The organism is Xanthomonas campestris pv. campestris str. ATCC 33913 (assembly GCF_000007145.1).
GTDB lineage: Bacteria > Pseudomonadota > Gammaproteobacteria > Xanthomonadales > Xanthomonadaceae > Xanthomonas > Xanthomonas campestris.
The window spans coordinates 3,137,206-3,162,888 of sequence record NC_003902.1 but is presented as its reverse complement, the minus strand read 5'-3'; the positions used below and the strand labels follow the sequence as shown (position 1 = coordinate 3,162,888).

General features: G+C 66.7%; 19 protein-coding genes and 1 pseudogene. 11 read left to right on the top strand and 9 right to left on the bottom strand.

Annotated features, from left to right (window positions below; genetic code table 11):
- Together XCC_RS13825 and XCC_RS13820 are read right to left on the bottom strand one after the other, a co-directional pair.
- A pseudogene (locus tag XCC_RS13825) lies at positions 1 to 1,749 on the bottom strand (S8 family peptidase).
- Positions 1,750 to 2,574: 825 nt separating this feature from the next.
- The gene (locus XCC_RS13820; RefSeq protein ID WP_011037795.1) at positions 2,575 to 4,953 is read right to left on the bottom strand and encodes a TonB-dependent receptor; all 2,379 of its coding nucleotides are present in this window, start codon (positions 4,951 to 4,953) and stop codon (positions 2,575 to 2,577) included.
- 384 nt (positions 4,954 to 5,337) lie between these two features.
- On the opposite strand from XCC_RS13820, the gene fdhF reads away from it, so the two are divergent.
- Genes fdhF through cydB form a run of 4 tightly spaced genes read left to right on the top strand, consistent with a single transcriptional unit; the run spans position 5,338 to position 11,216 of the window.
- On the top strand, positions 5,338 to 8,310 hold the full coding sequence (gene fdhF, locus XCC_RS13815; protein ID WP_011037794.1) for a formate dehydrogenase subunit alpha: 2,973 nt from the start codon (positions 5,338 to 5,340) through the stop codon (positions 8,308 to 8,310).
- The gene (locus tag XCC_RS13810; RefSeq protein ID WP_011037793.1) at positions 8,310 to 8,795 is read left to right on the top strand and encodes a DUF1641 domain-containing protein; all 486 of its coding nucleotides are present in this window, start codon (positions 8,310 to 8,312) and stop codon (positions 8,793 to 8,795) included. Before fdhF ends, XCC_RS13810 begins: the two co-directional genes overlap by 1 nt.
- Before the next feature lie 12 nt (positions 8,796 to 8,807).
- Positions 8,808 to 10,181, top strand: coding sequence for a cytochrome ubiquinol oxidase subunit I (locus XCC_RS13805; RefSeq protein ID WP_011037792.1), 1,374 nt, complete (start codon positions 8,808 to 8,810; stop codon positions 10,179 to 10,181).
- Between the two features lie 42 nt (positions 10,182 to 10,223).
- Positions 10,224 to 11,216 (top strand): cytochrome d ubiquinol oxidase subunit II, encoded by a 993-nt coding sequence (gene cydB / locus XCC_RS13800; protein WP_016944081.1) that lies wholly within the window; start codon positions 10,224 to 10,226, stop codon positions 11,214 to 11,216.
- A 108-nt stretch (positions 11,217 to 11,324) separates the two neighbouring features.
- Here the strand turns inward: cydB and XCC_RS13795 are convergent, their stop codons facing one another.
- From XCC_RS13795 to XCC_RS13785, 3 genes are all read right to left on the bottom strand, one after another.
- On the bottom strand, positions 11,325 to 12,554 hold the full coding sequence (locus XCC_RS13795; protein WP_011037790.1) for an MFS transporter: 1,230 nt from the start codon (positions 12,552 to 12,554) through the stop codon (positions 11,325 to 11,327).
- A complete protein-coding gene (locus tag XCC_RS13790; protein WP_011037789.1) occupies positions 12,551 to 12,973 on the bottom strand; it encodes a MarR family winged helix-turn-helix transcriptional regulator in 423 nt (140 codons plus the stop codon). The genes XCC_RS13795 and XCC_RS13790 overlap by 4 nt, the downstream gene beginning before the upstream one ends.
- 360 nt (positions 12,974 to 13,333) lie before the next feature.
- Entirely contained in the window at positions 13,334 to 15,400 is a 2,067-nt protein-coding gene (locus tag XCC_RS13785; RefSeq protein ID WP_011037788.1) for a TonB-dependent receptor, read from the bottom strand.
- 161 nt (positions 15,401 to 15,561) lie between these two features.
- Here XCC_RS13785 and XCC_RS13780 point away from each other — a divergent pair, with 161 nt between their 5' ends.
- Together XCC_RS13780 and XCC_RS13775 are read left to right on the top strand one after the other, a co-directional pair.
- Positions 15,562 to 15,978, top strand: coding sequence for a MerC domain-containing protein (locus XCC_RS13780; protein WP_011037787.1), 417 nt, complete (start codon positions 15,562 to 15,564; stop codon positions 15,976 to 15,978).
- Positions 15,979 to 16,086: 108 nt separating this feature from the next.
- The gene (locus XCC_RS13775; protein WP_011037786.1) at positions 16,087 to 16,269 is read left to right on the top strand and encodes a 30S ribosomal protein THX; all 183 of its coding nucleotides are present in this window, start codon (positions 16,087 to 16,089) and stop codon (positions 16,267 to 16,269) included.
- 175 nt (positions 16,270 to 16,444) lie between these two features.
- On the opposite strand, the gene XCC_RS13770 is transcribed toward XCC_RS13775, so the two are convergent.
- The 4 genes from XCC_RS13770 to XCC_RS13755 all read right to left on the bottom strand — a co-directional run bounded on the left by XCC_RS13770 (position 16,445) and on the right by XCC_RS13755 (position 21,581).
- Positions 16,445 to 17,809: a chloride channel protein gene (locus tag XCC_RS13770; RefSeq protein WP_011037785.1), complete on the bottom strand. Its 1,365-nt coding sequence runs from the start codon at positions 17,807 to 17,809 to the stop codon at positions 16,445 to 16,447.
- 45 nt (positions 17,810 to 17,854) lie between these two features.
- Entirely contained in the window at positions 17,855 to 19,129 is a 1,275-nt protein-coding gene (locus tag XCC_RS13765; RefSeq protein WP_011037784.1) for an ectonucleotide pyrophosphatase/phosphodiesterase, read from the bottom strand.
- A 449-nt stretch (positions 19,130 to 19,578) separates the two neighbouring features.
- On the bottom strand, positions 19,579 to 20,121 hold the full coding sequence (locus XCC_RS13760; protein WP_011037783.1) for a methylated-DNA--[protein]-cysteine S-methyltransferase: 543 nt from the start codon (positions 20,119 to 20,121) through the stop codon (positions 19,579 to 19,581).
- A complete protein-coding gene (locus XCC_RS13755; protein WP_011037782.1) occupies positions 20,118 to 21,581 on the bottom strand; it encodes an AlkA N-terminal domain-containing protein in 1,464 nt (487 codons plus the stop codon). Before XCC_RS13755 ends, XCC_RS13760 begins: the two co-directional genes overlap by 4 nt.
- A gap of 151 nt (positions 21,582 to 21,732) precedes the next feature.
- On the opposite strand from XCC_RS13755, the gene XCC_RS13750 reads away from it, so the two are divergent.
- The 5 genes from XCC_RS13750 to ubiM all read left to right on the top strand — a co-directional run bounded on the left by XCC_RS13750 (position 21,733) and on the right by ubiM (position 25,624).
- Positions 21,733 to 22,938: a hypothetical protein gene (locus XCC_RS13750; protein WP_011037781.1), complete on the top strand. Its 1,206-nt coding sequence runs from the start codon at positions 21,733 to 21,735 to the stop codon at positions 22,936 to 22,938.
- A 65-nt stretch (positions 22,939 to 23,003) separates the two neighbouring features.
- Positions 23,004 to 23,249, top strand: coding sequence for a hypothetical protein (locus XCC_RS13745; protein WP_011037780.1), 246 nt, complete (start codon positions 23,004 to 23,006; stop codon positions 23,247 to 23,249).
- Between the two features lie 112 nt (positions 23,250 to 23,361).
- On the top strand, positions 23,362 to 23,907 hold the full coding sequence (locus XCC_RS13740; RefSeq protein WP_011037779.1) for a DUF4019 domain-containing protein: 546 nt from the start codon (positions 23,362 to 23,364) through the stop codon (positions 23,905 to 23,907).
- 25 nt (positions 23,908 to 23,932) lie between these two features.
- Positions 23,933 to 24,334, top strand: coding sequence for an MAPEG family protein (locus tag XCC_RS13735; RefSeq protein WP_011037778.1), 402 nt, complete (start codon positions 23,933 to 23,935; stop codon positions 24,332 to 24,334).
- Positions 24,335 to 24,445: 111 nt separating this feature from the next.
- Positions 24,446 to 25,624, top strand: coding sequence for a 5-demethoxyubiquinol-8 5-hydroxylase UbiM (ubiM, locus tag XCC_RS13730; protein ID WP_011037777.1), 1,179 nt, complete (start codon positions 24,446 to 24,448; stop codon positions 25,622 to 25,624).
- Positions 25,625 to 25,683: the final 59 nt, after the last annotated feature.

The following is a 25,683-nucleotide window of genomic DNA, read 5'->3' as shown; positions in this document are numbered from 1 at the left end:
TCAGTGCCCCAGGATACGAAGTTTGAAGTTCTGTAACGCCGCCGTGCTGGTCGGCTCGCTCATGTCGGTGATCTCCAGCGTCCACACGCCTTGCGCTCTTTCATCCAGAAACGCATTGCTGGACGTGAGGTCGATGTAGAAGCCGGTCTGTGCGTAGGCATCGGCATCCAGCAGCGAGAACGGCGTCATCACGTAGCTTCGCGTGCCGCTCGGCGACTCCAGCACCACGCGTAGATTGGCCGGCGTGCGGTGGGTGGTGGCCAACGACAGTTGCACCGCTTCCACCTTCATTGCCTGGGTGATGCGGATGCGTTGCTTGGCCGGTCGCGCCGGTCCACCGATCTGGCTTGCAGCCGCGGTGGAGGCAACCCATTGCGTATCACGCACCGGCGGCAGCGGCTTGAAGTAGGTCGCTTCTTAGACGGCTGCGGCGCCGTCGGCCAGGCCGAAGCCATACCAGTTGCTGAAATGATGCCCGGCGGCGTTGGTGATCCAGCCAGGGTCGATCACGCTGCCCTGGTAGACCGATGCGGGCTGCCAGGGATCGATCTGGCGCGCGGTCTTGGCCAGGATGTATTTGACATCGCGCGCGGTCAGGCTGGGGTTGGCACCGAGAATGAGCGCTGCAACACCGGAGACGGTTGGCGCCGCCGCAGATGTGCCGTTCATCAGCGCGCTGTAGTTGCAGGATGCGTCGATCCTTGACGTGCTGCCGGTCAGTGCATTTTCCACGGTGGTGCCATCCACGTTGTCACCCGCGCTGCAACCGCTGAGATCGGTGGTGACGATCGCCGGATCGTAGGCGAAGGGCGCGGTTTCAGGAGCGAAAACCTGGGCCGCATTGGGATAGAACTTGCGCTGGTAGCCGAACTCACCGCCCAGACCGGAGATCCACAACGCCGAACCGGATGACGAGTACGAGGCCCGCTTGCCGGTGGCGTCCAGGCTGGCGACGACGACGGTGGCGGGCATATTGCTGAGTGGGTCCACGTTGGTGAGCAGGCAACCGACATTCAACGTGCGTGACAGGTCGCTGCAGAGATTGACGATCCTGCCCTCGGCATCGCGGACGCGAACACGCCTGAAGCTGTTGCCGGCCGACTTGATGTAGATGCCGCCCAGCCCGCCGCGTGTCGAGCGCATCAGCGCTTCCCAGGACTGACCCTCTTCCAATGAAACGTCGGGGTAGAAGTCCGGCGCCGAGCCCCAGCTGTTGTTGAAGACATCGAGGGTGCGCGCCTCCGGCCCATCACCCCAGGAATAGCGGACCTCGGCATAACTTCCGGCAGAATCGCTGCCTAGAAAATCGAATCCGGCCAGCAAGGCCTCGGGTGCAACGCCGCGACCGCCACGGCCATTCCAGCCAACCGCAGCGATGATGCCCGCCACCGAAGTGCCGTGACCAAAGCCCGGGTCACTGGGCGTGGGATCGTGCGAGCCATTGCCGAAATTGTGCGACCCATTCGGGATGATGTTGCCAGCGAGATCTTCGTGGCCGATCTCCAGGCCGTTATCCACCACGGCCACACGCACGCCGCGGCCGCGAATGCCCAGTGCATGCAGGAGATCTACATCCATGTCGACGCCGGGCACGGGACGGCTGTCGCCAATCACCGGCTGCCCCTGGTTGGAGAGATGCCATTGGTAGCGATACAGCGGGTCGCCTGCGGCGCTGGCACGCGCAGTGCTTGCCGGCTGTGCGGCGCTGGCCAGCATGGGGGGAGTTCCGATCACCAAGGCGCCGATCAACAGCGCGAGGTATCGCCTGCGATGTAGTTGCATTCCGTTTGACTCCAGTGGAGGGGTGACACAGTCGAAGTGGCACAGACACCCGTCCGACCGATCAAAAATCGGCCGGCTCACACTCCATCGCGCAGGTAGGGCCGTCAGGCCTGCTGCTGTGGAACCTGTGTCTATGGCATGGGGTTGCGGTGCTTACCGCATGCGGCAGCAGCCGCGCCTATGCGGCGCGGGGGCGTGCTGACTGCACGCCGGGCATTCGGTGGGGTTTGTTGGAATAGGGCGAAGGCAGGAAGGCAGCAGCAGGCATCATGTCCATGTGTCCCGAAAGAGCCGGAAAAACGCATCCGCGTGTTTGACGATGGATGCGGCTGGTCCTCGATCGGCTCCCCTGTGCGCAGTTGCGCAGCCGACGCTGGCGATGCGAAGGCACCGGCAGCACCTTGATTAAAAGTGGGTCAGACTTTGGCTGCAAGCGGCGGGCATGCTGCATTGCGCGTGACCGGCCACGCACTTTATGTCAGTCACGTCGGGTTGCGTCGCCAATGCGAAGTTTGCAGGCGTTAAATCGCCCTGTTGTGCGCTGCTTTGTGCGGTTGCGATAAGTACAAGCAATGGCGATGCGCGGTTCTACTTCGCATTTCGAGCGTGGTGTGCTGGTGTGGCAAGTGGCGGTGTGGGATTGGCGCGGCGACGACACAACTCACCAGCAGGCAAAACACAGGCGTGCCCAGCGCCTGTGTTTTGCAAGCCACTTGTAGAGGCGTCGTATGCGCCTGCGCACTCATCGCGCGACAGCTTTGGGCTGGCGCGCGTAACGCGACCGTCGGTTGCCTACCAGCGATACGCCACCGACATCTGGTACTGGCGCCCGGCAATCGGGCGGCCCATGAACACGCCGCCGGTCGCAGCGCCCGGCACACGCACATTGCCTTCGGTCAAGCCCAGGGTGTCGGTCACATTGCTGCCGCTGGCCGTGACCTCCCAGTGGTCGCCCACGTGCAGGTTGGCGCCGATGTCCACCATGTCGTAGGACGGCAGGCGCTGGCTATTGGCCAGGTCTGCGAAGCGATCACCGATGTAGGAATAGGTGGCGAACACCTTGAGGTCGCCGAACGGCAGCATCCAGTAATAGCTGGGCGTCACGCGGAACTGGCGCTTGGGCTGACGCATCACCTGGTTGCCGGTAAATTCGCGGTAGTTGCGGTATTTCGCATCCAGCCACACGCCGGTGCCCGCCAGCTCGAAGCCGCCGAACGGGCGGATGGCGCCTTCCACTTCCAGGCCGCGTGCGCGCGAGTCGCCCACCGCGGTGAAATTCTCGCCATTGGCCAGAAACGCCTGGAACGGTGAATTCTTGAACGTGTTGTAGAACGCGGTGAGATACAGGTCGTAATTGCTGGCGCCGGACTTCAGTCCGAGCTCGTACTGGTCCACGTCCTGCACGCGGGTCTGGCCATCGCGCAGATTGTCGAAGCCGGGAAACTTGACCCCGGAGTTGGCGCGCGCGAACAGGCTGTTGTTGTCGTTGAGTCTGAAGTTCAGGCCGGCCGTCCACGAGAAGGCTTCATCGTCCTGGTCGATGCGGCGGGTGCTGGCCAACGCCAGCGAGGTGGCATTGTCGTACACAGTGGCCGGGTTGCCATCCAGGTCCACCGTGGCGGTGTCGTGCACATCGCCGGTGACGCTCTGGCGCTCGTAGCGTGCACCCAGGTCCAGGCGCAGGCGCTCGCTGAGTTCCCATTCGTCGGCGACAAAGGCGGCGATGTTCTCGCCGTCGTAGTTGGCGCGCAGATTGAGAAACGCGGTGCTGGTAAATCCTTGACGCGTGGCCTGGCGCCCGTCTGCCAGATCCGCATCGATGCGGCGCGCGTTGTTTTGCGCGGTGAGCAACATGGTGTTGCCCAGGTACCAGGTGTCTGCGGAGGAATACTTGGCGTAGTACGCGCCCACGGTGAGCGTGTTGCCGGCGAACAACTCGCGGCTCAGGCGCAGATCGTTGGTGAAGGAGTTCAAACGTTTGTCCACCGACCACCAGCCGGCTTCCAGCACTTGCTGGTTGGGGTCGACCGCGCCGCCGCCGTTGGTGAATCTGCCACTGCCGGTGGTGCCGTAGCCGGCAATGAAGTCGCCCAGCCGCTGCGGTGCATCGCCGGTGAACAGGGCATAGGTGGGCGCGGTGCCCGCCATCACGTTGAAGCGATCAGCAACAGTCCAGCCGCCCACATCCCAGTTCAATTCGCCACCGAATACATCGATGTTGACGCCGCGCCCGTCGCCCAGGTCGCGCTGGATGGTTTCGCCGTTCGGGCCGACCAGCAGATCCACATTGCGGAAGTCGCGGCCGAGCAGGGTGCCGGTCTGCGCGTTCAAACCGGGGAAGCTGGACAGATCGTTACCGTTGTTGCGCGAGAGCAGCGGAATCGCGGTGTAGAAGGCGTTGTTATCATCGGTGTGGCGAGCATAGAACGACAACTCGCCGCTGTCCCAGCGCTTGCTCAAGGTGGCACTGAACTGGCCACCCTTGTCGGCGGAAAACTGTGGGTCGCGCACGCCATCGGTTTCACGGAAGAAACCGCCGATGCTGTAGTACCAGCCGTTGCCCATCGGCCCGCTGTTGAACACATCGATGCGACGCAGCGCATTGTTGCCGCCGGTCAGGCGCACGCTGCCTTCGGGTTCGTCCTGGCCTTTTTTCTGAATGAAATTGACGGTGAGGCCGGGCTGGCCGTTGGAGAAGATGGGGCTGGAGCCGCCGCGCAGCACCTCCATCCGCTCGACCGTGTCATCAACACGAAAGAGCGTGGAGTTTTCCAGGAACGACAAGGTCGGCGGCGGGAACAGGGGCGAGCCGTCCAGCTGCATGGTCACGAACGGCGCGTCGCCTTCGGAGGGCATGCCGCGCACGAAGATGTTCGCACCGGTGCCGCCACCGCTGGGCTCGGCCCACACGCCCGGCACGATCTTCAACAGATCCGCCGTGCTTTGCGGCACCGCTTGCTGAATCTGTTCGGGGCTGGCGGTGGTGATCGAAAAACTCGCATCGCGCTTGGCCAGGCCCTTGAAGCGGGCCGTGCCGCTGACAATCACCGCGTCCAGCGTGGTGGCGTCTTGCTTGCCTGCATCCGGGGATGCAGTTTGCGCGTGTGCGAGCGGTGCAAGCAGGGCGCCGATCGCAAGCGACAGTGCGTAGCGGGGCATGGATGAGGTCATGGGTGCTCTCCTGGGTGGCAGCAAAGAGGCAGGCAATGCGGCGGGGCCGGCATGCCGCCTGAAAGGTGACCAGCCGCACATGACGGAACTGGCGCCTGCAACATGCCAACGCATGCTGCGTTGCTGTTCTAACGGAGTCGCCGGCAAAAGCTGTTGTGCGCCGCGTCAAGCGTGTCGATGCGCGCAAATACCGCCTGCAGCCACGCCGAAGATCAACGCAGCGTGTGCAATGCATTCACACGTGTTTTGCAAGCGCGTGCTTAGCGTGAGGCGTGCGGCATTGCTGTCGCACAGGCGCGCACTTGTTGCGCGACCTGCCACCCCCGGCACCCCCGGCAGCTGACGCGCCAACACGGCGCTGTCTGCCGCAAACAAGGGCACCTGATGCAACACGGCAGTCACTGCACCGTGGTCTACGACGGCAAGACGCTGCACGGCCAGGCGGATATTCCGCTGATCGAGTTTCTGAGCGGGCACGGCATCGACCTGTCCCACATCTGTTATCACCCCGCGCTCGGCGCACCGCAGACCTGCGATGTGTGTTGGGTCGAAGTGGGCGGCGAATTGGTGCGTGGCTGCACGCTGCGCAGCCACGATGGGCTGGAAGTGTCCAGTACGGTGGAGCGCGCGCATGCCGCGCGGCACGAAGGCATGGACCGCGTGCTGGCCAAGCACGAGCTCTACTGCACGCTATGCGAGCACAACACCGGCGATTGCACGCTGCACAACACGTTCGCCGACATGAAGATGCCGATCCAGCGTTACGCCTTCCAGCGCAAGCCGTACGAAAAGGATCACAGTAATCCGTTCTACACCTACGATCCGGACCAATGCATCCTGTGCGGCCGTTGCGTAGAGGCCTGCCAGAAGGTCGAGGTCAACGAGACCTTGTCCATCGATTTTTCGATGGAGCACCCGCGCGTGCTGTGGGACGGCGGCAAGCCCATCAACGCGTCCAGCTGCGTCAGTTGCGGCCACTGCGTGACGGTGTGCCCGTGTAATGCGTTGCTGGAAAAGACCATGCAGCCGGATGCCGGACCGCTCACCGCATTGCCGCAAGAGTTGAAGCGGCCGATGATCGATATGGTCAAGACGCTGGAAAACACCATCGGCGCACCGCCGATCACCGGTGTGTCGGTGCTGGACATGCACTGGCGGCAGCCGGAGATCAAACGCACCAAGACGGTATGCACCTATTGCGGGGTGGGGTGCTCGTTCGAGATGTGGACGCGCGACCGCCACCTGCTCAAGGTGCAACCGGTGGTAGACGCACCCGCCAACGGCATTTCCACCTGCGTCAAAGGCAAGTTTGCGTGGGATTTCGTCAACGACCCCAAGCGGCTCACCACGCCGTTGATCCGCGAGCACGGCCGCTTCCGCGAGGCAAGTTGGGACGAGGCCTTGGCACTGGTGGCGCGCCGGTTGCTGGAGATCCGCGACCTCCACGGCGCGCAGAGCATCGGCTTCATCGGCTCCAGCAAGGCCAGCAATGAAGAGGCCTACCTCACCCAGAAGATCGCGCGCCTGATCATCGGTACCAACAGCGTCGACAACTCCTCGCGCTATTGCCAGAACCCGGCCACCGAGGGTTTGTTCCGCACCGTCGGCTACGGCGGCGACGCCGGCACCATCGCCGATCTGCAGCAGGCCGAACTGGTGGTCATCGTCGGCAGCAACCTGGCCGAGAACCACCCGGTGATCGCCTCCAAGCTCAAGGCGGCGCGCAAGCTGCACGGGCAGAAGCTCATCGTGGTAGACCCGCGCAAGCACGAGATGGCCGAGCGCGCGGACCTGTTCCTGCGCCCCGTGCCCAGCACCGATATCGTGTGGGCGTCGGCGCTGTCGCGCTACATGTTCGACAACGGCTACGCGGATACGCAGTTCCTTGCACAGCGCGTCAATCAGGTGGACGAATACCGCCAGTCGCTGGAGCCGTTCACGCTGGACTACGCGGCGCAGATCACCGGCCTGAGCCGCGAACAGTTGGTGGAAGCGGGCGAGATGATTGGCCGCGCGCGCTCGGTCTGCATCGTCTGGGCCATGGGCATCACCCAGCACACGCACGGCGCCGATACCAGCACCGCGCTCTCCAACCTGTTGTTGGTCACCGGCAATTACGGCCGCCCCGGCACCGGCGGCTACCCGATGCGCGGCCACAACAATGTGCAAGGCGCCAGCGACTTCGGCTGCCTGAAGAACATGTACCCCGGCTACGAAAGCGTCTCTGACCCGGCCGTGCGCAACAAGTGGGCACAGGCCTGGCACGTACCGGCCGAGCAGTTGTCGCTGGAGGTGGGCTCGGACAACTTCATGATGGTGCAGCAGGCCGACAAGGGCGAGATCCGCGCCATGTACGTGATCGGCGAGGAAACCGCGTTTTCCGATGCCGATGCGCGCAATGTGCACCGTGGCTTCTCCAAGCTGGACTTCATGGTGGTGCAGGACCTGTTCTTCAGCCGTACCGCCGAATTTGCGGATGTGGTGTTGCCGGCGTGCCCCAGCGTCGAGAAGGACGGCACCTTCGTCAACACCGAACGCCGTATCCAACGCTTCCACCAGGTGTTTCCACCGCTCGGCCAGAGCCGGCCGGATTGGCAGATCCTCACTGAACTCGCCGCGCGCATGGGCCACGATTGGGGCTATACCCACCCCAGCCAGATCATGGACGAGGTGGCCCGCATCGCTACGCTTTTCAAAGGCGTGAGCTACCAGCGGCTGGAAGGCTGGCGCTCTCTGCTCTGGCCGATGCAGGACGATGGCCGCGATACGCCGCTGCTCTACACCGAGCGCTTCCACACCGACGACGGCAAGGCACGCCTGCATCCGCTGCAATGGAAGCGCCCGGGTGAGGAGGCCGATGCGCAGTTCGATCTGATGCTGGACAACGGCCGCATGCTCGAACAGTTCCAGGGCATGAATCAGACCGGCCGCGGGCCGCGGCTGTGGTCGCTGGCACCGAACTGGTTTGTCGAAGTCAGCCCGCAGCTGGCGGCCGAGCGCGGCCTGCAGGAAGGCGATTGGGTCAAGCTCAGTTCGCGGCGTGGTTCGCTGGAGGTACCGGTGGTGATCACTGATCGCGTTGCCGGCAACACGCTGTTCCTGCCCATCCACCAGGGCAAGCCCGGCATCAATCTGCTCACCGGCGAGCATCACGACCCCGACGTCAACACACCGGCTTACAAAGAGTTGGCAGTGCGCATGGAGCCGCTGGGCCGCACCGGCAAACCGCCGCTGCCTGCGCATAACTTTCGCCACGGGCATCGCACGCCCAACGATGGCGTGCCGGTACAGCAGAAATGGGCACGCGAAGACTATGTTGCGCCGCCGGCCCGCGCACCGCACCCGGAGAGATTCTGATGGCCGAACCCCTGGACTACGACGTCAAACCCCCACCGATCGGGCCCACCGCGCGCGAAGAACTCGACCGCCTGCTCGAGACCCTGCACCAGCGCGGGATACTGCGCCTGGCCAACGACCTGGTCGGCGCGCAGGACAAACTGGCCAAGGTGCTGGTTGATGGCATCAACCAGCCTGGGCCGCTCAATGTCCTGCAGAACGTCTCGATCCTGGCGATGGCGGTGTCGCGCATTCCGCCCAGCCAGTTCTACAAGGTGGTGTTTGCCGGCAAGGACGCGCTGGACCAGATCGCGCGCAGCCGTGCGCAGACCGCAGCCCAGGGCGAGGCGCCCGGCCTGCGCGGTGCGTATCGGCTGCTGCAGGACGAGGCGGTGTGGAATGCGATCACGCCAGTGCTCGATGGCCTGAAAGCCTTCGCCGCCGGCCTGGACAAGCAGGTCGACAAGCCGATCTCCGCCTTCAGCGGCAAGCCCAGCGAGAGCTGAGCCAGGCACGCCATGCAGGCTTCCGAACACGCCTTGCTGCTGGTGCGCGGCCAGTTCGCCTTCACCATCGGCATGCACATCGTGCTGGCCGCCTTCACCATGGGGTTGGCGAACTTCCTGGTGGTGCTGGAAGCGCTGTGGCTGCGCACGCGGCGGCGCGTGTACATGGACGTGTACAACTACTGGTTGAAGCTCTTTTCGCTCACCACTGCCGCTGGCGTGGTGACCGGTATCCCGATGGAGTTCGTGTTCGGCTTGCACTGGGGGCGCCTGTCCGGCGCGGCCGGTGCAGTGATCGGCCCGTTGATGTTCTTCGAAGTGCTGGTGGCGTTTTTCCTGGAGGCCGGGTTCTTGGGCATCATGTTGTTCGGCATGAAGAAGGTCGGCCACCGTGTGCATTTCTTTGCCACCTGCATGGTGGCACTGGGCTCGTTGGTGAGCGCGTTCTGGATCCTGTCCGCCAACTCGTGGTTGCACACGCCGGCCGGATTCGCACGTGCTGCCGATGGCAACTTCCTGCCAGTGGACTGGCTGCGCATCATCTTCAACCCATCGTTTCCCTGGCGCATGCTGCATATGAGCCTGGCCGCGTTGCTGGCCACTGCAGCGATCATCGCAGCGGTGGGCGCATGGCATGTGTTGCGCGATACCCGCAATCCGGGCGCGCGGCTGATGTTTTCGATGGGCCTGTGGGTGATCGCCATTGTCGCGCCCCTGCAGTTGCTGGCCGGCGACCTGCATGGGCGCAATACGCTGGAACATCAACCGCAAAAACTTGCCGCGATCGAAGGCAGTTGGCAGCGGCCGCCGGCAGGCGAGGGCGAACCGCTGCGGCTGTTCGCCATTCCCGATATGCAGGCGCAGCGCAATCGCCATGAGCTGGCCATACCGCGCCTGGGCTCGCTGTACTTGCGCCACAACTGGACCGGCACCATTGCCGGTCTGCGTGAATTTCCCCGCAGCGATCTGCCACCGGTGCCCATTGTGTTCTTCGCCTTCCGGGCCATGGTCGGGCTGGGCCTGTTGCTGATTGCGGTGGGCATGCTCAGTCTGGTGCTGCGCGCGCGCGGGCGCCTTTACGAGGCGCGCTGGTTGCAACGGGTGGTGGTGGTCATGGCGCCATCGGGCATGCTCGCCATGCTGTGCGGCTGGGTGGTGACCGAGGTCGGCCGGCAACCGTTCACCGTGTATGGGCTACTGCGCACCGCGCACAGCACCTCGCCACTGTCGCTGCCGATGGTTGCCAGCTCCAGCGTGGCGATCCTGGTGCTGTACCCGCTGGTCTTCGGGCTCGGCCTGTTCCTGTTGCTGCGCGTGCTGCGTCGGCTGCCGCATGCGCGCGAGCGCGGGCCATCGCCGGGCCTGGCCGATCAGACCGGCAACTGATGCATTTCGTGGAGCGTGTTTGTGCATCTCTCCGTTGAACTCATGCAACACCTGTCCGCCGCCGCGCTGGCCTTCACCGTGGTCACCTATGTGGTGCTGGATGGCACCGACCTGGGGGTGGGCATGTTGTTCGCGGCCAATCGCAGCGATGCGGATCGGCACCTGATGGCCTATTCGATCCTGCCGGTGTGGGACGGCAACGAAACCTGGCTGGTGCTGGGCGGCGGCAGCCTATTGGCGATGTTTCCCAGCGCATACGCCATTTTTCTCAATGCGACCTATGTGCCGCTGGTTGTCATGCTGCTGGCGCTGATCTGTCGCGGGGTCGCACTCGAATACCGTGACCAGCTCGGCACTGATCGCCGTCGCCGCGTGCTGGATGTGGTGTTCATGGTGGCATCGCTGTTGGCCACCTTTTGCCAGGGCGTGGTGGCGGGCACGTATCTGGCCGGCGTTGCGCACCGTGCCGGGCAATACGCCGGCAACGGCCGGGAATGGCTGCAGCCGTTCCCGCTGTTCTGCGGCGTCGCGTTGGTGGTGGGCTACCTGCTGCTGGGGGCGTGTTGGCTGGTGTGGCGCAGCGAGGGGCAGCTGCAACAGCGTGCACGGCACCAGGCGCGTGTGCTGGGCATCGTATTGGGCGCGCTGCTCACGCTGGGCGTGGTCTGGCTTGCACGGCTGACGCCGATCTACGCGCAGCGGCTGGGCGATGCGCACATCAGCGTGCCGCTGGGTACATCGGTGCTCGGCCTGATGGTGGCGATGTATCTGCTGATGCGCAGCCGCCACGCATTCCTGCCCTTGTTTGCGGTGCTGGGCGTGGTCGTGGCCACATACGCCGGTGTGCTGGCCATCGTGTATCCGATGGTGCTGCCGCCAGACATCACCCTCGCACAGGCGGCATCGCCCCCGGCAAGCCAGGGCGTGATGCTGTTGGCGTTCGCGGTGCTGGTGCCGTGCACGCTGGCCTACAGCAGCTATGGCTTTTACGTGTTCCGCGGCAAGGTCAAGCCACGCGGGCATGCGGCGGAGTGAGGCGTGCCTGGAGCAATCAGCGATGTAAGCCATCGCTTCGATAGGCGTCGCATCCGGCGTCTTGCCCAGACGGCGCCAGCCACCGCTTTGCCACTGCCACCGCCCGCCTTACGCCACCGCAACGTGGCGCACGGGCACTGCTTCACGAATCGGCAGGTTCACCAACGCCGCTGCAACGGCCAGCACGATGTCGCCGTACCACATCCACAGGTAGTTGCCGGAGTGTTCCAGCGCCAGGCCGCCCAGCCACGCGCCGAAGAAGCCGCCGAGCTGGTGCGACAGCAGCATCAGTCCGAACAAGGTGCCCAGATAGCGCGGGCCAAACAGCTTGCCGATCAAGCCGGCCGTGGGCGGCACCGTGGCCAGCCAGGTAAATCCCAATCCCGCGGCGAACAGATAGAACGTCAGTGGTGTAGGCGGCGCAATCAGGTACAGGCCGATCATCACCGCGCGGCTGGCATACATCGCGGTGAGCAACCACTTCATGCGGACGCGCTCGCCCAGCTTGCCGATCGTGAGGCTGCCGGCCACGTTGAACAGGCCGATCAACGCGATCGACACCGCCGACACGCTGGCCGGCAAACCACACAGCGCCACCTCGCCAGGGAGGTGCGTGACCAGGAAGGCGATGTGCACGCCGCAGGTGAAAAAGCCCAGATGCAAGCACCAATAACTGCGATCGCGCAGCGCCAGCTGCAACTGCGCACGCAAGCTGATCTCCCCCGCAACTGCGCCCGTGTGCGCACCGGTTGCAGATGGCACGCGCCGCAGCGGCCAGGCCAGCGGCAGGGTCAGCAGCGACACCAGTGCCAGCCCGGTCATCGCCTTCGCCCAGCCGGCCGCGCCGATCGTGAGCTGGACCAGCGGTGCGAACACGAACTGGCCAAGCGAGCCGCCCGCGTTGATCAGGCCGGCCGCGAACGAGCGCCGTTCCGGCGCGATGCGGTGCGCGGTGGCGCCGATCAGGACCGAAAAACTGCCCGCGCCGGCACCGGCCGCCGCCAGCACGCCGAGCGACACGATCAAGCCCCATTCGCTGGTCCACCACGGCGCCAGGCCCAATCCCGCTGCCAGCAGCACGCCGCCGAACATCAGCACCGGGAGCGGCCCGCGCTGATCGGCGATCGCACCGAACACCGGTTGCACCGCGCCCCAGACCAGTTGCCCGATCGCCAGCGCAAAACTGATCGATGCGATCCCGATGCCGGTCTGGCGATGGATCGGCTCCACGAACAATCCGGTGGTCTGGCGCGCGCCCATGGTCAGCATCAGCATCGCCGAGGCGGTGACCAGCAAACCCCAGTGCGCACGCGTGCGTGGTGCCGCAGACGTGCTCATGCGTGTGCCTCCAACACGGCATCCAGACGTGCCAGTGTTGCATGCAACTGCGCGGTGGGGGCTGCGCCGAACAGCGTCTCCAGCTGCACCTGCGCCGCGTGCCAATGCGGGCGTGCGCGCACCAGCAATCCACGGCCGCTGCGGCTCAGGCGCACCCATTTTTGCCGGGCATCCTCGCCGCGCTGGGTCGTGATCCAGCCGGCCGCCAGCAGCGGTTTGAGGTTGCGGGTGAGGGTGGTGCGGTCCATGCCCAGCGTGCTGGCCAACGTACCCAGCGACTGGGCCACCTCCAGCCGGCGCAGGATCGAATACTCATTGAGGCTTAGCCCGACCGGCGCCAGCGCGTGGTCATACAACTGCGAGACCCGGCGCGCCGCGCGGCGCAGATGGAAGCAGGTGCAGCGGGAGAGGCTGAGCATGCGGTGTCTCCACGAGGTTGCCGCATTCTGGGTGCATATGCACCTAGTCGCAACTGGCGTGCCTGAGGAGGATCGTTTGCGCGCCACCTGGCTCCGGCGCGTGTGAACCGCCGCCTGCGTCATGTGATGATCAATCGCAGCATCTGCCCAGGAATGTCACGCTGCTGCAGAGCACTGTTCTGCAAGCTGTCGGCAGAGCGTTGCATCGGTCTTTGCGCCCGCAGTCTGGCGAGCGACGTAGTGCGCTCGGCCGGTGCGCCACCGCTACCAATTGGAATGGCGCAACACGAATGCACTCTTCAAAAAAGAAGAGGCCGCCCGAAGGCGGCCTCGCTTGTGACGGCGGGAGAGAGAGCGCCGTCAGAAGAACAGGCGCACGCCGAAGGAGGCGTTGCGGCCGGGCAACATCACGTCGTCCTTGAGGAAGGAGGTGTGCACGCGCGCATCCTGGTTGGTGAGGTTGTTGCCATCCAGGAACACTTCCCACGCGTTGGCGCCGCGATCCATGTGGTAGGCCAGATGCGCGTCCACCATGGTGTAGCCGTCGGTAGCGGTTTCGTTCACCGCCACCTTGTCCTGCTTCATGGTGCGGATCGCGCCCAGCGACGCGCGCCATGCATCGGCGTTCCAGCGCATTTCCGCGCCCACGCGGCCCGGTGCGATGCGCGGCAGGTTGCCGCCATCCTTCAGCCGCGCCTGCACCGTGTCGCCGAACACGCGCAGGTCCCATGCGCCGGTGTCGTTGTTGGCCAGGTGGAAGGTGGCTTCGCCTTCAAAGCCGTGGAAGATGGCGTCGGCCTGCGTCCACTGGCGGATCGGCAGGAAGTCGTTGTCTTCTTCGTTGAACCACTGGCCGCCGGTATCGACGATATAGACGAAGTCGTTGTAGCGGTTGTAGTACGCCGCGATCTTGGCATCCACCCAGTCGTTCTGGAAATTCAGACCCAGCTCGGCCTGGTTGGCCTTTTCGGTCTTGAGATTGGCGTCGCCGATTTCGAAGGCCAGCGTGGCGATGTGCGGCCCGTTGGCAAACAGTTCTTCCTCGGCCGGCGCGCGTTCGGCATGGTCGAGGTTGGCGGTGAGGCGCCACTGCTCGTTGAAGCGGAAGCCGGCGCTGGCCGAGAAGCTGGTCGGGGTGAAGTCGCGGTCCACGCCGATGTCGGTGCTGTACTTCACCTTGTCCACGCGCGCGCCCACTTCGGCGGTCACGCGGTCCCAGCTGTTGCGGGCCACGCCGAACAGGCCGAGCGAACGGGTATCGGTCTTGGGCACGAAGGATTCTTCGCCCACCGCCTGGAAGGTGGTGTCGCTGCCCTGCAGGCCGAACGCAGTCTGCCAGCCGCCGCCGAAGGTGAAGGACGCTTCCACACGGCCTTCGTTGGCGCGCTTGGTGAACACGGTGCCGACTTCGGCGCCTTCGAATTCGGTGTGCGCGTAGTCGGTATGGCCGAAGCTGTAACGCAATGCGCTGCCATCGCCCCACGGATCGGTCAGCCCGCCCTTGAGGTCGTAGCGGTCCTGCTGCAGTTTCAGCGAAACGCCGCGCTCGCCGATCGACAGATCGCCCGGCTCGCCCGGATTGCCATAGTTGTCGCGGAACCGCGAGGCAGACAGGCCGACAAAGCCCCAGTCGCCCGCCAGCGAGGCACCGATCGAGCCCACCTTGGAGTCCAGGAACGAATTGGCCTGGCGCCCTTGCGGGGTGTCGTAGTCGTTCTGGTTGCGGTACACGCCGTCGGCGTGGATCGACAGCCCGCTGCCGTTACCGGCATCGACGCGGAACATGTCGGTGTTGCCATCCTTGTCGCCGCCGTCGAAGCGCACTTCGGCGCGCCCGCTGAAGCCATCCACCGGCGTCTCGGCAATGCGGCCGTCGACCACGTTGACCACGCCGCCGATCGCGCCGGAGCCGTACAGCAGGGTGGAGGGCCCCTTGAGCACTTCGATCTGGTTGGCCAGGAACGGCTCGATCGCCGGCGAGTGGTCCTGGCTGACGGTGGAGACGTCCTGCGTGGAGAGGCCGTCGCGCAGCACCGCCACGCGCGGGCCGTCCAGGCCGCGGATGATCGGCCGGCCCACGCCGGGGCCGAAGTTGGAACTCTGCACGCCAGGCAGGCTGGCCACCGTCTCGCCCAGGCTGGAGGCGCGCACTTCGTCCAGGCGCTCGCCTGCCAGCACCTCGACCGGGCGGCTCAGCTCGCCGGCGGCATCGCGCAGCGGGCTGGCGGTGACCACCACCTTGTCCAGGTCCTTGATATGGCGGCCGCTGGACGGCGTCGCGTCATGCCGGGTATCGGAACTGGGCGGGGTCTGCGGGTCGGCAGGCACCGGGGTGTCGTCGGCCATGGCCAGAGCGGGGATCAGCACACTGGCCAGGGCCAGCGTGAGGGTGGAGCGGCGGAGCGGGGAGGAAAGGCTGGGGGACATGGCTGACCGGACTCTATGGTTGTTACTTTGTATCAATGGAATGGCGCAGCTTGCCTGCTGCGCCGACGGCACACACCGCACCTGCGTGATGGACTGGTGCGGGGCTGGAACGAGGAAGATGTTATATTATTCCACGTCGCCGCGAGCCCCTGCTGAAAGTCATGCCCCTGCCAACGCTTCGCCACCTGCTCGATCGCTTCGGTGCTACCGGCTCATTGCTGTGTGCAGTGCACTGCGCAGTGCTGCCGCTGGTGCTGGCCCTGGCGCCATCGCTCGGCTTGTCGTTCTGGCTCGGCGACGGGGTGGAGCTGGCCATCGTGGTGTTCGTGACCCTGCTCGGGCTGTTCAGCCTGGTGCTGGGATACCGCCGCCACAAGGCGCTGCACGCCCTGGCGCTGCTGCTGCCGGGCCTGGGGTTGTTGTGGCTGGGCCTGTTGTACGACCCGTTGCACCACTCGGTGGTACCGCACGCGGTAGTGATGACCCTGGGCGGCGCGCTGGTGGGAATTGCGCACCTGGTCAACCTGCGTCTGAACCACGGTCATGGCCACGTCCACGACGCAAGCTGCGCGCACTGAGAGCGACGTGATAGGCTTGCCGGCCTTGCGCGAGGGCGCCGCCGGCGTAAACCTCGCCAGACCCCGTGCCAGCGCGGGGATTTGTATTCACATTCAGGAGTCGACGAAATGGGTAAGGGTGACCGCAAGACCGCCAAGGGCAAGCGCTACAATTCCAGCTACGGCAATTCGCGTTCGCACGCGGTGAGCAAGGTTGTCGTGGGTGCAGCTGCCCCGGTTGCCAAGAAGGGCGTAGTCAAGGCGCCGGCCAAGAAGGCCGTGGCCAAGAAGAGCGTTGCCAAGGCCGGCTGATCCCAGCCCGCTTCGCAACCAGAAACGCGGCGCTTGCGCCGCGTTTTTTTATGCCTGTTGTTTGGGTGCGCGCAGCAGCAGAGCGGCTGCCACCGATGCGCAACTGTCGTCTTCTGCGGCAGTGCCAGTGGGTCGATGCGCCATAGCCTGCCAGGCTGCGGCGCACCGTCAGCAGTCAGTGCGCGCTTGGCGGCGGCGGTGTTGGGGGCGTAGGCGTGGACGGCGGCGCGGGCGTGCCTGCAGCCGGCACCAGCAACTGTTCGGCCAGGCCGCGATAGATCGGCGTCTTGCAGACCAGCCCGGAGACCGCGCGTGCGAGCAGCACCGTGGCCAGGATCGGCAGCAGCATCTGGCTGGTGTCGGTGAGTTCCAGCGAGATTACCGCCGAGGTCAGCGGGGCCTGGGTCACGCCGGTGAGATACGCGCACATGCCCAGCAGCACGAAGGTGCGCGGGTCCACGCTGGGCATCAACACCGACAGGTTGTGCCCCAGCCCGGCGCCCACCGCCAACGCCGGCGAAAACAACCCGCCCGGGATGCCGGCCACGTACGACACCAGATTGGCCACCAGCTTCATCAGCCCGAACTCATGGCCGACCACCGCGTGCCCTTGCACCAGGCTGCGCGCCTGCTCGTAGCCGGTGCCGAACGCACCTTGCCCGAACACCAGCGCCAGACCCACCAGCGCAACCCCGCACAGCGCGGCCAGCAGCACCGGGTGCCGTTGCCGCAGTGCCGCCAGCCAGCGCGGCCGGCCGGACACACTGGCCAGCACCATGCGTGCGAACAGGCCACCGAGCAGCCCGGCCACGCTGCCGCATAACAGGATCGCCAGCCACGCCTTGCCCAGCGGCAAGGCCACGGCCACCTTGCCGAAATAGGTGTAGTTGCCGAGCAGGCCCAGCGACACCACGCCGCCCACGATCACCGCAGTGAGCAAGGTGCCGGAGAAACGGTGCTCGAAGCGCCCGCTCAATTCCTCGATCGCAAACACCACCCCGGCCAGTGGCGTGTTGAACGCGGCGGCGATGCCGGCGGCGCCGCCGGCCAGCAGGAAGTGCGACAGCTCACGTGGCTCGCGGAAGCCGAACCAGCGCCCGAACACATGCATCAGGCTGGCGCCCACATGCACCGTGGGGCCTTCGCGGCCCACTGACGCACCACCCAGCAGCGACAAGGTGGTGAGCGCCAGTTTGCCCACCGACACGCGCAGCGACAGATTGGTTTCGCGAAAGGCCGGGTCCGGGTGTTCCAGCGCGGCGATCACCTGCGGGATGCCGCTGCCGCGGGTGGGCCGCAACGCGCCGGAGGTAAGCCAGGCCAGCAGCGCGAAGATGCCCGGGGTGAGCAGCAGCGCCCACCAGATGGAGTGGGCAGTGATGCGCTGGAACAGGTGGAAAGCCGCGTCGCTGGCTTTGGCGAACACGATGGCCACCAGCGCGACCGCAATGGCGCCGCCCCACAGAGCGACACGACGACGCCAGCCTTCGCTGGACAACAGCGGCCGCAGCCGCCGGGGGGAAGGATCGGGAGCAGACATCGCCCTATTGTCGCACCGCTGCGGCGCGCGCGGGCCGCCGCGGGCTCAGGGCGTGCCGGGCGGTGGCGTGCGCAGCGCCGGCAGCAGGCGCTGCGGGTTGCCGTCATTGGGCGCGGCCGGAATGCCGAGCAGGCGGGTCATCAGCGGGTAGACGTCGACATTGTCGAAGCCTGGCAGCTGCTTGCCGCGCGCGATGTCCGGGCCCTGCGCCAGGAACACCGCACGCATCGACGGCAGCGCCGGGTCGAACCCGTGCGAGCCGCGCATGCCCTCCCGCGGGCGCTTGGCCAGCTTGGCCGGGAACAGCGCGTCCCAGCCTTCGTGCATCTGGCACACGATCGGGGCGATGCGCGGATGGCTGCCGTAGTGCCAGCGCGCCGGCAATTCGCCCTTGCGCCAGCAGTCGTACTGCGCGTGCGCACCGAGCAACTGCGCTTCCGCGCGTGCCGTTTGACCAGGCAGCGGCTCGAAACCGATCACCTGGCCGTCGGTGGTGGCCGTGGCGACGGTGGGCGGCGTCATGGCTTCCACGCTGAGCGCGTGCCCGGGGGGTACCTCGGCCATGCCATGGTCGGAGACCACGATGATGTTGGTGCGCGCGCGGGTGCCGTCGCGCTGCATGCCGGCCAGCAGGCGGCCGATCGCCGCATCCACGGCGCGCACGCTGTTGGCGTATTCCTGCGACTCCGGTCCGTGATCGTGGCCAGCTTCGTCCACGTGTTCGAAATACAGCGTCACCAGCGTGTTGTGCTGTGTGCCCGAGGAGGCGAGCCAGCCGCGCACGGTGTCCACGCGCGCTTCCAGGCTGACGCCTTCTTCGTAATGCCGCCACTGCGTGGGGCGCACGCCCTGGATCGCCGCCTCGCTGCCCGGCCACGACCAGGTGGCCGCATGCAGGCCGGCGTTTTCCGCGCCCACCCACAGCGGCTCGCCGCCCCACCAACGTGCATCGCTCACCGCGTCCTGCTTGCTCAGCCAGAAGCCGCCCAGGGCCGGGTCGCGCATGCTGTTGTGCACGATGCCGTGGTGATCCGGGCGCAGGCCGGTGACCAGCGTGTAATGGTTGGGGAAGGTGAGCGAGGGATACGAGGGCGTCATCCACTGCGCCCGCACGCCGTCGCGTGCGAGTTCCGACAGGGCCGGGGTGATGCCGCGGTCGAGCATGTCCGCGCGCAGGCCATCGATGGAGATCAGCAGCAGGGTATGCGGGGCGGCCGCTATGGCGGCTTGCGCGGCAGTGGCCGGCGGTGCGGGGCGTGGAGCGGTGCAGGCAGTGAGCACTGCAACGGCGGCGGCGAGCAGAAGACGTCGGTCGATCATCGCGTCAGTTTACGTGGCCGCGGTGACGTGTCGAAGTCATCGGTGCACTGGCGTTGTCGAAGATGCTGCGCGCTTGGTGGCCGACTCGGGCGGTAGCCGCGCAAGCGTGATCCGCGAGCCTGCGCTGTGCACCAAAAATTGCGGACAACACGGGGGCGCGGCGTGCGGCCGCCGAATCGTTGCCAGCACTGCAACGGACCATCGTTGCCAGCGCCGCTGGCTTCGGCACGCAGGGTTTCACGCTCCTGCAGGCCACTTACCTGTTGGCATTGTCCATGCGGCTGGTCACCGGCGCGGTGCGCGCGACGGCATTGGCGGCGGTGCTCCGCGGCGCATGCCAAGGCCTGATGAGGCGATCTACGTTGCGCTCGTGTGTGGCAATGCGCGCGCGCAGATGCGACCACATGCACACCCACGGCGTACGCGAACGGCGGCGGCACTCGCCCAGCTCAGCGGGCAAACAGATCTTCGCCAACCACGGCTGCAACCCGGCGCGCCGACGCCTGCGGCGACCAGCCTTCCAGCTGCAGCAAGGCCTGTTTGGTCGGCAGCCCGCCACCGAATCCGGTCAGTGCGCCACTGGCACCGATGACGCGGTGACAGGGCAGCACGATCGGCAGCGGATTGCGGCCGTTTGCGGCGCCCACCGCACGGCTGGCAGCCGGCCGGCCCACTGCCTGCGCCAGTTGCGCGTAACTCCAGGTTTCACCGAACGGAATGCGGGCCAGCGTCTGCCAGACCTGCAACTGGAATGGCGTGCCGGCCGGGGCCAGTGGCAGGTCGAAGCTGCGCCGCCCGCCATACAGATAATCCAGCAGCTGCTCGCGTGCAGCCTGCACCAGCGGCGCGTCGGGACCGTGCTGCCAGAGTGCGCGCCCGGGGGCATCGTGGCGATTCTGCGCGAACAGGATGTGGCGCACGCCGGTGGTGTCGGCCGCCACGGTCAGCGCACCAATCGGCGAGGGGAAGGTGTCGTAGTGCAGCGTGCTCATGAGCGGGTGTCCTTTCGGTCGACGGCAAGATGCCACAGGTGCAGCACGGCGTAGGCGCGCCAGGGCCGCCATGCCTGCGAGCGCGCTTCGGTAGCACGTTCGCTCAGGCGCTCGGGGGCACCGAGCACCTGTTGCAGGATCAGATCTCCTGCCGGAAACGCATCGGGATGCGACAACGCGCGCATGGCGATGTAGTGCGCGGTCCACGGCCCGATGCCGGGCAGCGCGGTGCAGGCGGCGACAAAGTCGGGCAGGCGCTGGCCCGCGCCGAAATGCAGCCGGCCTTGGGCGCAGGCCGATGCCAGTGCGCGCAACGTGGCTGCGCGTGCGCGTGGCAGCCCAAGCTGTTCCAGCGGCGCGTCGGCCATCTGTGCGGGCGTGGGGAAACTGCGGTCCAGGCCGGGCGGCATGTCGGGGAGATGGCCGCCATGCCGGTCCACCAACCGCGCCGCCAGGGTGGCCGCGCCGGCCACGCTGATCTGCTGCCCCAACACGGCGCGCACCGCGACTTCGAACCCGTCCCAGCCACCGGGCACCCGCAAGCCCGGGCGGCGGGTGATGGCCTGTTCCAGCAGCGGGTCCTGCGCGAGCGTGGCATGCACGGCGTGCAGGTCTGCATCCAGGTCGAAGATCCGGCGCACGCGTCGCACGATCTGCGGAATCTGGCGCGGGTCGGTGGCGCCGATCCGCAGCAGCAGTTCGTCGCGCGTTGGTGCAGCGCTGACATGGATCAACGTGGCCTGGCCAGGCGCGCCGATCACGCGCCGGTATCCATCGGCATCCACTTGCTCGATGCCGGGAATGGCACGGCGCTGCAGGAACGTGAGCATCGCCGGCAAATCCAATGGCGGGCGGTAGCCCAGCCGCAGACACAGGTCGCCGCCGGGCACGTCGCTGCGTTGCTTGCGCAACGCCGACGGCGGCATGCCACAGCCTTGCAGAAAGGCCGCGTTGAAACGCCGCAGGCTATTGAAGCCGGCGGCCAGTGCCACTTCGGTGACCGGCAGGGCGGTTTCGGTGAGTAGCTGCTTGGCCAGCAGCAGCCGGCGCGTGCCGTGCACCTGGATCGGGGTGGCGCCGAGCTGCTGCACGAACTGCCGTTGCAGTTGCCGCGCACTCATGCCCACCGCGTCGGCCAGCGTCTGCACCGGCTGCTCCTGCAGCGCGCCTTCGGCAATCATCGCCAGCGCACGCTGCACGCTCTCTTCGCCCAGGTGCTGCTGCGCCTGCGGTGACAGCTCCGGCCGGCAGCGCAGGCACGGGCGATAACCGGCCGCGGTGGCCGCCGCAGCGGTGGGGTAGTAGCTGATATTGGACGGTTTGGGCGGCGGCGCGGGGCACACCGGCCGGCAGTAGATGCCGGTACTGCGCACCGCGGTGAAAAACAGCCCATCAAAGCGCGCATCGCGCGCCAGTCGCGCGCAGTCGCAATGGGTCCGGTCGGGCATGGCGGTGTGCATGGGCGCCAGTCTATGCGCTGCCTGGGCCTGCGGCTGGCCGTTTTCGGACATGGTTGCAGAAGGGCCGCCGTGTTCATGGCAGGGTTCAACTGCTGGCCGCATTCAGCCATAGACTTGGCCTGACTTTCCGCCACGCGTTGCCTGCTCGCCGATGCTTAAATCGCTTTGCCTGTCCCTGTTGTGCGCGCTTGCGCTGGTCGCCTGTGATCGCAACGGCGCGACCTCCGCCGATGCCGATGTGGGGCAGCAGAGCAGTGGCGCGCAGGCGGCCGACGGCGACCACATGGTGTCGGTGGATACGCCCGAGCCGGTGGCGCCGCCACCGCGGCCGCGCGCGCAACCCGGCGAGGCCGGCTGGCCGCCTGCTGCGCTGGAGCTGGGGCAGGCCTGGATCAGCTGCGCCACCGATTACAGCCGCGAGGCCGGCGATGGCACGCTGCTGGCGGCGCTGGACCGCGCCAGCGTGGAAGCGGCCCTGGCGCCCTGCCGCGAGACCGGCCTGCTGCGGGTGCGCTACGCGGGCAAGATCAATGCCGGCTTTGCAGACATGGTGTGGCGCCTGGCCACGGTGGCCGAGCAACTGCGCCTGCCGCACCGCATCCTGGATCTGGATTCCAGCGGTGGCCAGGTCGAGGCGGCGATCCGCGCCGGCGATGTGATCGGCGAATCCAACTGGACCATCTGGGTGCGCGAAGGCTCCATCTGCCACAGCGCCTGCGTGTTCGTGCTGGCGGCCGGCGACAACCGGCTGGTGGCCGGCAAGGTCGGCATCCACCGGATGATGCGAATCAGCTCCAAGGCCACCTCACGCGCCGAACTCAATCGTGAATTGCGCGAGGTGTACGGCAACGTCAAGGATTATCTGGAGCGTAACGGCGTGGCGGTGGCGGTGGCCGACCTGATGATGACCGTGCCCAATCGCAGCCTGCGGCTGCTGACGATGGAGGAGCTGCGCGAGTACGGCCTCGATGGCACCAATGCCGTGCAGGATGATCTGGAACGCATCCGGCAGATGCGCAAGTGCGGCGATGCGTTCGTGCGGCGCAAGGATGCATTTCTGATGGCGTTCGACCAGAAGTGCAAAGGCGAGGGCGCCGAGCTGGATGCGGTCAACGCCTGCGGCCTGGCGCTGAAGCAGCGCTTCGGCTTCCCCGATGCCGCCTGCCCCGAAGAAAGCCCGCTGGCCGAAACCGACGCGGCCGCGCTGCCGGCAGCCACGCCGCCGGCGGACGCGGCACCGGCACCGGCCAATGCAGCGCCCGCCAGCGCGCGCGATGCCACGCCAGAGGCCGCACCCTCGCAGGAGGCGGCCTCCGATCCTCGGCAGGCGCCGGCCGCCGGTCAGGCCGAAGGCTGAGCTTCACGCGTACCGCACTGCCAGCTGCCTATCGTCGCCGCATGTGATCGGAGCCGGGGGGCAACATGCTTGGGAAATCCAAAGGAATTGCGCTGGCCTACCTGCCCTCCGGGCTGCTGGTGTTGGCCGGCTTCGGCATTGCCGAGCTGTTGCGCGTCATCGCCGCCGCCAACCGCGTGCAGTGGCCGGCCACGCTGGCAGTGTGGTTGAGCCTGGTGGCGATCAGTGCCGCAGTGGCCCGCGCGTTATGGATCAGCTGGCGGCTGTGGCGCCCACGCACGGTGGCTGCGGTGCCCCCCGGCGACGTCTGACGGCAACACCCCGCCGGCGCTTGCCTTGTGCGTGCTCCGGCCTAGACTGCTCCCGCCGCACGCACTGTGACGGCGCCCTCATTCCCCGACGTTCCGTACAAGGTCCTTGCACATGCTTCGTTCCTGTCTGCTCGCCGCGCTGGCCGTGGCGCCTTCCGTGGTCTTCGCACAACAGCCGGCCCCGACTGCACGCCCGGCCGCAGCGCCCTCTGCCATCGCGCCCACTGCACGCCCGGCCGCGGCACCCGCTGCGACCGCGCCCAACGCCGCACAGCAGGCGCAGCTGACCAAGCAGAACACCGAAATGACCCAGGCCGCGCTGCGGGTGGCGCAGATGGTGGACGGCACCCAGGTCGGGCCGTTGTGGGACGGCGCTTCCAGCGTGGCCAAGAAGGCGGTGACGCGCGAGCAGTTCGTCGGCCAGATCGGCAGCCAGCGCACCCAGCTCGGGCCGGTGGTCGGGCGCGGGCAGGGCGCGGTGACGCGGGTGAAGTACGGCCCGGGGGCCCAGGTGCCAGAAGGTCTGTACATCAACGTCAGTTTCCCGACCCGGTTTGCCAAGGCGCCGCAGCCGGTACGCGAGCTGGTGTCGTTCCGCCTGGACGAAGACAAGACCTGGCGATTGGCCGGGTACAGCCTGCGGGCGTCGGCCAAGTGATCGTGGCCTTTGAGCGGAGCAACGCATGCAACTGAGCATCGAACTGCAGATGCTGGGCTGGGCCATGGTGCTCGGCCTGGTGCAGCTGCTGGCGGCATCGACCAGCATGACCGCCCAGCGCGGCACCAAGTGGAACGCCAGCGCCCGCGATGGCGAGACCAAGCCGCTGACCGGCGTGGCCGCACGGCTGGATCGTGCGTTCCGCAATTTTCTGGAGACGTTCGCGATCTTTGCCGCGGCAGTGCTGGCGGTCACCGTGGCCGGCCGCACCAATGCCGAAACCGCGCTGGGCGTGCAGCTGTATCTGTGGGCACGGGTGGCCTACGTGCCGGTGTATGCGCTGGGCATTCCCTACCTGCGCAGCGCGATCTGGGTGGTGTCGTTCTGGGGCATCGTCAAGCTGGTGCGCGCGCTGCTGGGCTGGTAAGGCGTGATCGCCGTGCCGCGTCCTGCGGCACGGTGCGCGGGTTGATCCTGATCAAGCCAGCGCGATACGGCCGCTCGTAGACTGTGCACCTCGCAATGCGCGGAGTGCAGCATGCAGACGGTGGATATCGCGGTGATCGGTGCCGGGCCGGTTGGCCTGGCGTTTGCACGGACGCTGGCCGGCAGCGGGTTATCGGTCACGTTGATCGACCAGCAATCGCGCGAACACCTTGCCGATCCGGCCTTCGATGGACGCGAGATCGCGCTGACGTATGCATCGCGCGCGCTGCTGGAAACGTGTGGCCTCTGGCAGCACGTGTCGCCCGATGCGATCTCGCCACTGCGCGATGCGCGGGTAATGGACGGCCATTCACCGTTTGCGCTGACTTTCGCATCCGCCGCGCGGCACGCCGGCGACCTGGGCTGGCTGGTACCCAATCATCTGATCCGCCGCGCCGCGTGGCAGGCCGTGCAGGCGCAGCCGGGGCTGGAGATCCGCTGCGGCCATCGCGTGCGCGCGCTACAGCACACGCCCACGCGTGTGTGTGTGGAACTCGCCGATGGGGCGCGGCTGTCGGCGCGGCTGCTGGTTGCAGCCGACAGCCGGTTTTCCAGCACGCGGCGGTTGCTTGGCATCGGCGCGCAGCTGCGCGATTTCGGCAAGACCATGTTGGTGTGCCGCGTGCGCCATGCAGTGCCGCACCACCATGCAGCCTGGGAGTGGTTTGGCTATGGCAAGACGCTGGCCTTGCTGCCGCTGAAGGGCAACCGCGCTGGCGCCGTGCTGACCTTGCCGCCACGCCAGGTCGAGGCTTTGCTGGCGATGGACGCGCGCGCGTTCGGCGCGGCGGTGACGGACGCCTTCGAACACCGGCTCGGCCCGATGCAGCAGGACGGCAGCCGCCATGCGTATCCGTTGATCGCAACCTATGCACAACAGTTTGCCGGCGAGCGTGCGGCGTTGATCGGCGATGCGGCGGTGGGCATGCACCCGGTCACCGCGCACGGCTTCAACTTCGGGTTGCAAAGCCAGGCGCGTCTGGCCGAGCGCGTGCTGGCCGCGGCCGCGCGCGGTGGCGATATCGGCGCCGCAGCGGTCGTGCAGGGATATGCGCGCGCGCATCGTCTGGCGACGCGCCCGCTGTATGAAGCAACCAATGCACTGGCCGCGCTGTACACCGACGATCGTGCACCGGCCCGCTTGCTGCGACGTGGCGCCTTGCGTGCGGCCAATGCGGTGGCGCCGTTCAAGCAGGCGATTGCAGCGCATCTGACCCAGCGGAGCGTTTGAGGCGATGAAGTGGCAGCGGCAAGCAACGCGTGCAGCGTTGCGCTGTCATCGTCCTGCGT